General features: G+C 67.3%; 10 protein-coding genes. 5 read left to right on the forward strand and 5 right to left on the reverse strand.

The annotated features are described in order from the left end of the window. The 5 genes from HMPREF1136_RS06010 to HMPREF1136_RS06030 all read left to right on the forward strand — a co-directional run. Positions 1-720 (forward strand): DUF3418 domain-containing protein (locus HMPREF1136_RS06010; protein ID WP_009648451.1); only part of this gene is annotated, 720 nt, incomplete at its 5' end. Further along, the gene (locus HMPREF1136_RS06015) at positions 717-1,238 is read left to right on the forward strand and encodes a SprT-like domain-containing protein (RefSeq protein WP_009648454.1); all 522 of its coding nucleotides are present in this window, start codon (positions 717-719) and stop codon (positions 1,236-1,238) included. The genes HMPREF1136_RS06010 and HMPREF1136_RS06015, both read left to right, overlap by 4 nt. A gap of 81 nt (positions 1,239-1,319) precedes the next feature. Beyond that, complete coding sequence (locus tag HMPREF1136_RS06020) at positions 1,320-1,853, forward strand: phosphoribosyltransferase (protein WP_009648447.1); 534 nt, start codon at positions 1,320-1,322, stop codon at positions 1,851-1,853. Further along, positions 1,850-2,503: a nucleoside/nucleotide kinase family protein gene (locus tag HMPREF1136_RS06025; RefSeq protein WP_034505149.1), complete on the forward strand. Its 654-nt coding sequence runs from the start codon at positions 1,850-1,852 to the stop codon at positions 2,501-2,503. Before HMPREF1136_RS06020 ends, HMPREF1136_RS06025 begins: the two co-directional genes overlap by 4 nt. A gap of 198 nt (positions 2,504-2,701) precedes the next feature. Then, positions 2,702-4,039 (forward strand): cytochrome c biogenesis protein/redoxin, encoded by a 1,338-nt coding sequence (locus HMPREF1136_RS06030; protein WP_009648450.1) that lies wholly within the window; start codon positions 2,702-2,704, stop codon positions 4,037-4,039. 235 nt (positions 4,040-4,274) lie between these two features. Here HMPREF1136_RS06030 and HMPREF1136_RS06035 read toward each other — a convergent pair whose 3' ends face one another. The 5 genes from HMPREF1136_RS06035 to HMPREF1136_RS06055 all read right to left on the reverse strand — a co-directional run. Then, on the reverse strand, positions 4,275-5,054 hold the full coding sequence (locus tag HMPREF1136_RS06035; RefSeq protein WP_009648446.1) for a hypothetical protein: 780 nt from the start codon (positions 5,052-5,054) through the stop codon (positions 4,275-4,277). Positions 5,055-5,718: 664 nt separating this feature from the next. Continuing rightward, positions 5,719-6,231 (reverse strand): low molecular weight protein-tyrosine-phosphatase, encoded by a 513-nt coding sequence (locus HMPREF1136_RS06040; protein ID WP_009648448.1) that lies wholly within the window; start codon positions 6,229-6,231, stop codon positions 5,719-5,721. A 95-nt stretch (positions 6,232-6,326) separates the two neighbouring features. Continuing rightward, a complete protein-coding gene (gene mtnN / locus HMPREF1136_RS06045; RefSeq protein WP_009648449.1) occupies positions 6,327-7,070 on the reverse strand; it encodes a 5'-methylthioadenosine/S-adenosylhomocysteine nucleosidase in 744 nt (247 codons plus the stop codon). Between the two features lie 346 nt (positions 7,071-7,416). Further along, positions 7,417-8,532, reverse strand: coding sequence for a class C sortase (locus HMPREF1136_RS06050; protein ID WP_009648452.1), 1,116 nt, complete (start codon positions 8,530-8,532; stop codon positions 7,417-7,419). Positions 8,533-8,670: 138 nt separating this feature from the next. Further along, a partial coding sequence (locus tag HMPREF1136_RS06055) for a SpaH/EbpB family LPXTG-anchored major pilin (protein WP_009648453.1) occupies positions 8,671-10,239 on the reverse strand: 1,569 nt, incomplete at its 5' end.

A 10,239-nucleotide genomic window follows, 5' to 3' on the forward strand; every position in this document is an offset into this window, starting at 1 on the left:
GGCCTCGCCCGCCTGCTGCTTACCCGCCTTGCCTTGGCGACGAACCGCGTGACCACGCGCTGGACGGGCCGCGAGGCCCTCATGCTGGCGGCCTCCCCCTACGCGGACACGGCGGCCCTGGTCGCGGACGCGCAGCTGGCCTCGGCGCTCGCCCTGGTCGACGAGCTGAGCACCCCCGCGAACGTTCGCGACCCCGAGGCCTTCGAGACCCTCGTGGCGGCCGCGCGCGACGCGCACGAGGACCGCGTCTACCAGATCCTCTCCCACGTCGTGCGGGCCCTGGAGGCCAGCGCCGAGGCCGACGCCGCCGTGCGCTCCCACCCCCAGGCCTCGCTGGAAGAGACGACGCGAGACGTCGCCCGCCACGGAAAGACGCTGCTCTACGAGGGCTTCGTATCGGCCACGCCCGCCTTCGCACTCCCGCACCTGGCCCGCTACCTGCGCGCCGGGGCCGTGCGCATCGAGCGTGCCGCTTCTTCGCCGGGGGCGCTGGGTCGCGACCTGGAGGACATGGACCGCATCCACCAGGCCGAGGCCGACATCGCCGCCGCGCGGCAGGCCCTGGAGCGTCGCCCCTACGAGGCCCGCGCCGCCGCCGCGCTCACGCAGGCGCGGTGGATGGCCGAGGAGCTGCGCGTCTCCATGTTCGCCCAGACCCTGGGAACACCCAACAAGGTCTCCATGAAGCGCCTCCTCGGCGTACTCGCGGGGGCACGATGAAACGGGAAGACGCACGCGCCCTCGCGCGCACCCTGATGGACGCCGCGGAGCTGACCGGCTGGCGTTTCCGTTTTGACAACGCGAGGCGGCGGGCCGGAGCCTGCACGCACGGCGCACGCACGATCAGCCTGTCCGGGCCACTCACCGACCTGTATGACGAGGACACGATCCGGGGGGTGATCCTGCACGAGATCGCCCACGCCCTGGTCGGTCCCGCCCACGGGCATGACGCCGCGTGGAAGCGGGCAGCCCGAGCCCTCGGCGCGCCGGATTCCGCTCGGCTGCCCTCATCCCTACCCGCACCGGACGCGCCCTGGGTGGGCACGTGCCCGCGCTGCGGGGCCAAGCGCCGCCTCTACCGGGCACCTCGCCGCGTCTCCTCGTGCGGGTTGTGTTCGCGCTTTTTCGACCCCGCGCTGATCCTCGCGTGGGAGCATCACGGGACCCCGACCTCGCCCGGGCGCGCCTACGAGCGAGAACTCGCCTCGATCAGCGGCGTGCATCTGCCCACGTCATAGGCCCACACGCGCGCGCAAGCGCGCACACACACGCCCGACGGCGATACCCTTGTTCCCAACAACTCCCGAGAGAAGGAAGCCATGGGTACAATCGCCAGCCCCGACGCCACAACCGCTCCCGACCGCGAGGTCCTCACCTGGGAAGGCTTCGGTGGCGCTTCCCGTGAGCTCACCCAGCAGATCGTCGAATCCGGCTGGATCCCGGACCTGATCGTCGCCATCGCCCGCGGCGGCCTGATCCCTGCGGGCGCGATTGCCTACGCGATGGACGTCAAGGCCATCGGCACCATGAACGTCGAGTTCTACTCCGGCATCGGCGAAACCCTCACCGAACCCGTCCTTCTCCCCCCGCTCATGGACGTCTCTGCGATGGACGGCAAGCGCGTCCTCGTTGTCGACGACGTCGCCGACTCCGGCAAGACCCTGAAGATGGTCATGGACCTCATCGACGAGCACGGCCTGTCTCTGGATGGCTCCGCCTCGATCCGCGTGGAGGCCCGCAGCGCCGTCATCTACAAGAAGCCGGTCTCCATCATCGAGCCGGACTACGTGTGGGCGCACACCGACAAGTGGATTAACTTCCCCTGGTCGACTCTGCCCGTCATTAAGCCGTGAGCGAGGCGCAGGTGGGCACGCAGGCTTCGTCGATCACGACGCGCATCGTCGAGGCCGTGGCTGAGCGCGCTCGCAGCGGCGACCCCGTGCGCGTGCTGGGGTTGACTGGCCCGCCTGGGACTGGGAAGAGCACGATTGCGGCGCAGCTGGCGGTCGCCCTGCCCGAGGCGGGCATTGCGGTCGCAGGCCTGGTGCCGATGGATGGCTTCCACATGTCGAACGCGCTGCTGGCTGAGCGCGGACTGGCCGACCACAAGGGCGCACCCGATACCTTTGACGTGGGCGGATACGTGGCAATGCTCGGGCGGGTGCGCCGCGCGGACGGCATCGTTCTGGCCCCCGATTACCGGCGCGACCTGCACGAGCCCGTCGCCGCATCCCTGGCCATCGAGGTCAACGGCGTTGTGATTACGGAGGGGAACTACCTGGGGTTGGAGTTGCCCGGGTGGGCGGACGTGCGTGGGCTTGTTGATATGCTCGTCTACATTGATACGCCGTTTGAGGAGTTGGCCTCTCGCCTCATTGATCGGCACGTGAGTTTTGGGCGTGATCGCGCGGATGCTGCGCACTGGGTACGCACGGTGGACGCGGCGAACATGGCGCTCGTGGAGCGCACGAAGGCCCGCGCGGACCTGGTGCTATCCCTGTAATGTGACGCGCAATTCCCCTGGAGGGCCGTGAGACAACCCCTCACAACCCGCATGATGTCAACGATTTTGTTTGAGCGTTCGAAAGACGCGCGGGGAATTGCATGCGACGTGTGGTATCGAGTCATCACATCTGACGTGTCCATGCGTGTAGCCGTCACGTCGCGCGCTTTTCTCACCTATACCAAGTAAGGTGAACCTATGTTCCTCTTGCTTGGTCTTCTTGGCGGTCTCGTCACGGGTATTTCCCCGTGTATCCTGCCTGTCCTACCCGTTTTGTTCCTCGGTGCCGCGGGCGGCAAAGATTCCGCGAAGGCTTCCACGGCCTCGTCCTCTGAGAACACGACCAATGCCGTCGATCCCGACCTCTTCCGCGTCGCGCCCGGCGTGAGCCTGGGCAAGGGCGGCCCCTCCCCTGCCATCACCGCGAAGAAGGTCGATGACTCCCCGAGCATCGCTCGCCGTCCCCTCCTGATCGTCGTCGGCCTCGTCACGTCGTTCATGCTGATCACGGTCGCAGGTTCGGCACTGCTGAGCCTGCTGCACCTGCCGCAGACGGCGATCCGCTGGGCGGGTATCGTGCTGCTCGTGGCCGTGGGCATCGGCATGATCGTCCCGAAGGTCATGGAGGTCCTCGAGCGGCCCTTCGCGCGCCTGGCACCCCGTACGACGGGCGACAGCGCGGGCTTTGGCCTGGGCCTGGTGCTCGGCGCGGCGTTCGTCCCCTGCGCGGGGCCGGTACTGGCCTCGGTCATCGTCGCCTCAAACACGGGCCAGGTGACGTGGCGCATCGTCGGTCTGGCGGTCTCCTTCGCGGTCGGCCTGTCGATTCCGCTGCTCGCCGTGGCCCTGGCGGGGTCGGGCGTGGCCGCGAGCCTGAAGGCCCGCCAGCGCCCCCTGCGCATCGCTGCCGGCGTCGCCATGATCGCCCTGGCGGTCGGCATCGCGACCGACGCGCCGGCCGCCCTGCAGCGCATGATCCCGGACTACACGGCGTCCCTTCAGGCGGATGCGGGCGAAGCGTGCGAGACCGGTGCCTGCGACCCCGAGACCGAGGTCGAGGCCCGCGGTGACTTCGCCCAGTGCGCCCGCGGCACCGGCAAGGACTGCGGTGCTCTGCCCGAGATCAACGCCTCCGAGTGGATGAACTCCCTCGGCCAGCCCACCGGCACGGTGACTCTCGTGGACTTCTGGTCAAGTTCGTGCACGAACTGCCAGCGTGAAATCCCCGAGCTTGAGCGTATCTATGAGAAGTACAAGAACTACGGCCTGGTCGTGGTCGGCGTCCACTCGCCGCAGCAGCCCCACGACCGTGACCCCGCCGTCGTGAGCGGCGCGATCGAGAAGCTGGGCATCACGTACCCGGTCGCGCTGGACCCGGAGTTGGCGGCGTTCCAAACCTACGGCGCGACCGCCTGGCCCACGCACTACATTGCGGGTGCCGACGGCCAGCTGCGCCAGGTCGGCCGCGGCACCAAAGGCGTCGAAGACCAGATTCGCGCCCTCCTCGCCGAGGCCGGGGCAACTCTTCCGGACTGAGCAGCCTATTGGAGCGTTGCAGTAAGCGGCGCAGCGAACAGCTCACCAGCATCCACGCGGGCGGCTACCAAGGGGTGGCCGCCCGCGTGCTGCGCCCTACCGTCGCGACGCGATGCGGATAGGTTACGCGCTTGCGGATAGGTTATTAGCCTATCCGCGTCTTCATAACCTATCCGCGTGCCCACAACCTATCCACGAACGCATGCCGACACGCGCAACCACGGCCTCGTACCGATCAGTGCCAATCGGCGTTAGCGACAGCCCAGATACCATCCTCCTGCTGAATGAGGGTCAGGAACACCAACTCGTGGACCGGTTCGTGCGAGCCGTCCGCGTAGGAGCGCGTAAAGCTGACGAGGCGCACCCACTGATCGCCTTCGCGCTTGAGAGATTCCCTGCCTTCGACGCCGATGCTCTCAATCGTGACGGTGGTGTGGGAGCGGTTCGGCACGAGCGGCAGGAACTCACCCTGTCCCCTCTCAAGCTCCGGGGTCGGCGTGTGCATACGCTGCAGATCGGGCGTTTCGTAGACGCTCGCGCGGATGGATGCGAACGCGTTCGTGACGTCGCGCGACGCATCCCACGTCTGATTGGTGATGACGTAGGCGGAGCACACCGCGTCAGGATCCTTCCGATTAACGGCGGACGGGTCGGGCAGGAGATCATCGAGCCACTGAACCGACGCGGGGTGCAGGCAGGTGCCGTCGGGTGCCGAGGTGCCGTCCTCGCACGGGGGCATGGTCGAGGCCGTGGCCTCCGGGGTGGGAGCAGCAGCCTCGGGCTGGGACTCGGTGTAGGGTGCCTGTGAAGCCTCGCCGGACGATGTCTCCCCGCTCATTCCTCCGTGTGAATCGGCGCTCGCTTTCGAAGCCGCGGTTCCTGACTCCATGTTCGTCAGGAATGTGCGCACCATGAAGAAGCCACCCACGGCCAGGACGAGGGCGATGGCTGCAATAAATGCAATGGCAATGATTGTCACTCGCTCACCGCGTGCGATCTTTGTCAGTGGGTTCATGTGCGTCCTTACTTCGTGTTGTGTATGCGCGTAGCACCGCCTGTGGCGCGTGGCGTTCACTGGTCTCTTTGTGCGCGACCGATACTCACGAGTTAGCACCCGGAATGACGCATTCGACAAGGTCGCCGGGATCCTCACTGTCCGCAGACCGCGCAGCTGCTGACCGACATGTCAACAACCCCACCCTAGTCCGTGACGCGAGCAACAAACAACCTCAACCCATTGTCAAGACGCGTTTGTCGGCCAGATGTCGGCCTCGCGGCCCACCACGGCCTCGTACCCGACCCCGGATCGCCCCCGATCTAGACCCCGCCACCCGACCCCGGCCTCGTTACCCGACCCAGGATCGCCCCACGCACCTTAACCACACATTCCGAGGGGTCACAGAACGCGCCAAAACTCGACGCGGATAGGTGACGCGCTTGCGGATAGGTGACGCGCTTGCGGATAGGTGACGCGCTTGCGGATAGGTTACGCGCTTGCGGATAGGTTATTAGCCTATCCGCGTGTTCATAACCTATCCGCGTGCCCACAACCTATCCGCGTCTTCATAACCTATCCGCGTGCCCACAACCTATCCACGAACGCATGCCGACACGCGCAACCACGGCCTCGTGCATGGAGCTCATGACGCAGGGCATCCGCACTCCGCGCCCGCCGCCGCTCAGCGAGCCAGGGCGATGATCGTCGGCGTGACTCGCTCGATGACCTCGAGGGTGTCCAGGAAGTCCTGGTGCCCGCCGTACCACGGGTCGGGCACGTCGCCGCTGCCCGCGGGGTCCAGGTCGCGGTACAGGCAGATGCGCGGCCCCGCGCCCAGGTCCTCCGCAGACGCAGGTGCGCCCTCGTGTTCGACCCCCGCGCGGTCAGCGAGGCGCTGCAGGATGCCCAGGTGCCGCGAGGTCATGGCGAGGATCAGGTCCCACTCCCCCAGCTCGGCGGCGCGGATCTGGCGCGCGCGGTGGTCGGGCACGGCGTACCCGGCGTCGCGCAGGACGCGGGCGGCGCGACGGTCGATGGGGTTGCCCTGCTCTTCGTCGGAGACGCCGGCGCTGTCGACGACGACGTCCACGCCGGCGCGCGCGGCTTCCTGCTGGAGGATCGCGTGCGCCATCGTCGAGCGGCAGATGTTGCCGGTGCACACCATGAGGACGCGGGCGGGTCGGGGCTGGGTCATGGTTGGTTTCCTTCTGGGTCGGGTGATGGGACGAGGCCTGAGCGTGGCCGCCCGTCCCCGTTTCCTTGCGGCGGTGGGAAGCCCGCAAGCCCTCTTTACAGCAGCGTCAGGTAGGCGCGCACGGCTTCGGCGCTGTGGCCGGCGGCGCGCTGCCCGTCCATGTGGAAGGCCTGGTTGGCACCGGGTCCGCACAGGTCGGAGACGGCGCGCAGGCTGATCCAGTCGACGCTGGAGGACCAGCAGACTTGGGCCATGGCGCAGGTTTCCATGTCGGCGCCGATGGCGTCGGGGAAGCGTTCGCGCATGGGGTCGGCGACTTGCTCGGTGCAGAAGGAGTCGGAGGAGACGATGCGGCCTTCGCGCACGGTGTGGGTGATCAGCGCGGGCAGTTCGGCCAGGCGCGCGACGGCGGCGTCGGAGGTGGTGTAGTCGACGGGCATTTGGGGGACTTGGCCCATGGCGTAGCCGAAGGCGGTGGCGTCGGCTTGCCCGTAGATGGCGGTGGTGCCGGCGGCGATGTCGCCGACGTTGATGTCGCGGGCGAGGCCGCCGGTGGTGCCGGCGGCGATGACGATGGGTGCGTCGACGAGGGTGAGGGCGCGCGCGGTGGCGGAGGCGGCGTTGGCCAGGCCGATGCCGGAGGTGACGACGAGGACGGTTTTCCCGTCGAGCTCGCCGAGCGCGTAGCGCTGCGTCTTGTGGGTGCCAGCCAGCAGGGCCTGCGGGGTTTCGTCGTCGCCGATGGGCGTGAGTGCGTGCAGGAGGGGCGCGGCCTCCATATCCATGGCGGCTTGGATGATGGCGTCGACGCGGATGCGCTCGGGGAAGCTGAGGTTCATGCGTCCATGGTAGGTGACGAGGCCTCCTCGGGTCTCGCTCGCCTCGCCCGTCGTGTGTTCCTTGGGGTGTGGGTGGGACGAGGCCGGGGCCTGCTCCTTGCACTCAGTGCGGGGCTGGCGCGGGGCGGGTTCTGTGCGTAGGCTTCAGGTCATTTCACAGTTACTGAATGGCTTGAATGTAGATACGCGCAAGCGCGCGGGTGAGCTTGGTCGCTCACACTCGCGCGCTTACGCATCTTGCGCGGCCCGTGGGACGCCGCGAAAGGAGGGTTCCTCACTGCGTGGAGGAGTGGGCTAGGTGTCCCCTCAGGGCCACCTGACCGGCCCTGAGAGAGAAGGCAATCCCTTATTCTCGGCCGCGTTCCTCCAGCATCTTGCGCAGGGCTGCAATGCGTCCCGCGTTGATCTCGTCGTCGGAGATCTGGTCGGCGGAGGTCAGCAGGTCGGGCGCGGCCGCGTGAGTCCGACCAGCCGAGGCAGCCCCACTAAGCGAAGCAACGCCCGAGGCAGCCCCACCAACCGAAGCAGCACCCGCAGCAGTGCCCGCTGCACCCGTGCCAGCCACGGCCTCGTCGATCTGCGCGGGTTCTTCGGTACGGCGCTTGCGCGAGCGCGCCCAGACGATGGCGGAGACCAGGAGGATGATGGCGACGGCGATGAGGATAGCAATCATCCACGGGCGCAGGACGGTTCCCTTGACCTGAGCTGATTCGGCGGCGACGGTTTCTTCGTCCATGGGGACGCGCTCTCCGGTGACCAGGAGGCGGTGGGTGTTGACGCCGTAGGGCGTGCAGGTAATGAGGGTGGCCAGGTCCTTGCCTGCGACCTTGTTGAGGGTTTCAGTCTCGTTGGGCAGGACGACGCGGATGTCGTTGATTTGGTATTTGAGGTGACGGCCGGGGACTTCGATGTAGAAGACGTCGCCTTCTTTGAGGCTGGTGAGCTGGTCGAACATGGTAGCGGTGCCCAGGCCGGTGTGTCCGGTGAGGACGGTGTGCGTGGACTCGCCGCCAACGGGCAGGGCGGTGCCGAAGAGGTGGCCGATGCCCTTGTCGAGGGTCGCGCTTTCGGTGCCGTGATAGATGGGCAGGTTGACGTTGATGGCGGGGATCTTGACGGTGGCCATGACGTCGTTGATGTTGAGTTGACTCAGGTATTCCTGGTAGGCCTCGGTGCCAGGGCGCTGCGCGTCCAGCCAGGGGTCGAGGATCGGCGACTCGGCGGCGTTGGCGTTGTATTCGTCGGCGCGGCGCAGGTTTTCGGCGACGGCGTCGGGGCCGGCGTCTTCGGCGACGGCGCTGAATTGGGAGGCGATGGATTCCTGGCGGTAGTTGTTGTACTGGGTCGCGAAGACCGGGTACAGGAGGACCAGGACGCCGGCGAGCAGCAGGATGGGGGGCGCGATGGTCAGGAGACGCCGCTTGAGGGGTAACTTCTTCTTGTCGGGCGCTTGGGTGCTCACGCTTTCTCCGTTCATTGCCGAGGCCGGGGCAGTTTGTCTGGTTACAGGGTAGTACCGCTGTGGGTGGGTTGCGGGCAACGCGAGGGGGGTGCGGACCTGTGGGTCCACACCCCCCTGTGTGTCGCTAGCTAGCGAGGATCAGGCGTCGGCCTGCTCCTTGCGACGCTTGTTGGCCAGCGCGATCGCACCGGAGCCGCCCACGAGGAGGGCACCAGCACCGATCAGGACGCCGACGCCGGCAGCACCGGTCAGTGGCAGGTTGAAGCCACCGTTCGTGGGGACGTCCTTGACGGTCGTCGCGAGGGTGTACTCGTTGTCAGCGGTGGAGTTGGTCTGCAGGACCTGGAAGGCGATCGGGCGGGTCTGGAGCTCGAAGCCGTCGGGGGCCTTGGTCTCGACGAGGCAGTACCAGCCGGGGTTGGTGACGGCTTCGTTGTTCTCCCAGTCGTTGTTACGCAGGCCGTCGATGGTGACCTCACCGTTGGCGTCGGTGGTGTAGGTGGACGTGCCGGCGGGGCTCAGCTTCTTGTCGAGGGTGGCGTCGACGGACTCGAAGTTCGCGGTCGGGGTGGACTGAGGCGTGCACTGGTAGACCTCGAACTCGGCACCCTGAAGCTTGGCGGCAGTGTCCTTGGCGGAGACCTTGGTGATCTTCACCTTGCCGAACTTGGAGACGACCTCGGAGTTCGGGTAGTCCGGCGGGGGAACGGTGCCGGAGCCGGGGGTCCAGCCGTTGGAGGGGGCGTTGGGGAGCAGGATGGCCTTGTTCTTAAACAGGCCGTCGTTCTCCACCTTGTCCTTGACGGTGCCGACCAGGTCCATCTGGACCTTGGTGGTGTCGTCCTTACGGTTGTCGAGCAGCTTCTGGCGGCCGGCCGCGGTGAACTCGGCGGTCCAGAACTTGGTCTTACCGTCGGTGCCGTCGGCGGAGATCAGCTTGTAGTCGGTGTCCTTGACCAGGGCGACCTCGCCGGTCTTGCCGTCGACGATCTTCAGGGTGACGCCGGCCTCGGGCAGCTCGACGCGCTTGTCGTACTGGTCGACGACATCGTAGTAGTCGAGGGCCTCAGCGGCGGGCACGTCGGACTTCAGGGTGTAGGAGATCTCGGAGCCGATGGCCGGGGTGGTATCGTCCTTGACGGTCTTGTCGATGTTAGCCTTCGAGTTCTTCGGGTAGGCGTGGACGTCGTAGACCCACTTGTTGAGGTCGGTCGGGTGCGTCATGGGCACCGTGATGATGAAGGGCTTGGAGCCGACGTAGCCGGGAGGCGTCGCGGTCTCGGTCACGAGGTAGGCACCGACGGTGAGGCCGTCGAAGACAGCCAGGCCGCCACCGGCGGTGGTCTTCGTGATGGCCGCGTCGGTACCGTCAGCCTTCGCGGTGTCAACGTTGCCGTTGTAGCCAGCGAGCTTCTCCCAGCCGGCCTGCGTGGTGAGGTCGACGTTGGTCAGCTTCTCGACGGTGAAGGTCGCGCCGTCCAGGGGCGTGCCGGTGGCGGTGGCGTCCTCGAGGCCGTTGCCAGCGGTCATGCCGTTGGTGTCGTCCTTCACCAGCTTGTGGATGGTGATAGAACCGGTCCTGGTGGCGTCGAGGTCGACCAGCGAGGGGGCGCGCTCGGTCGTGGCAGCGAGGCCGAAGGCGGGGGCGGCCTGCGTCGCGGAGGTGGCGGCGGGCAGGGCCAGCGCGCCAGCGGCGACGGCGAAGGC

The organism is Actinomyces sp. ICM47 (genome assembly GCF_000278725.1).
Taxonomy (GTDB): domain Bacteria; phylum Actinomycetota; class Actinomycetes; order Actinomycetales; family Actinomycetaceae; genus Pauljensenia.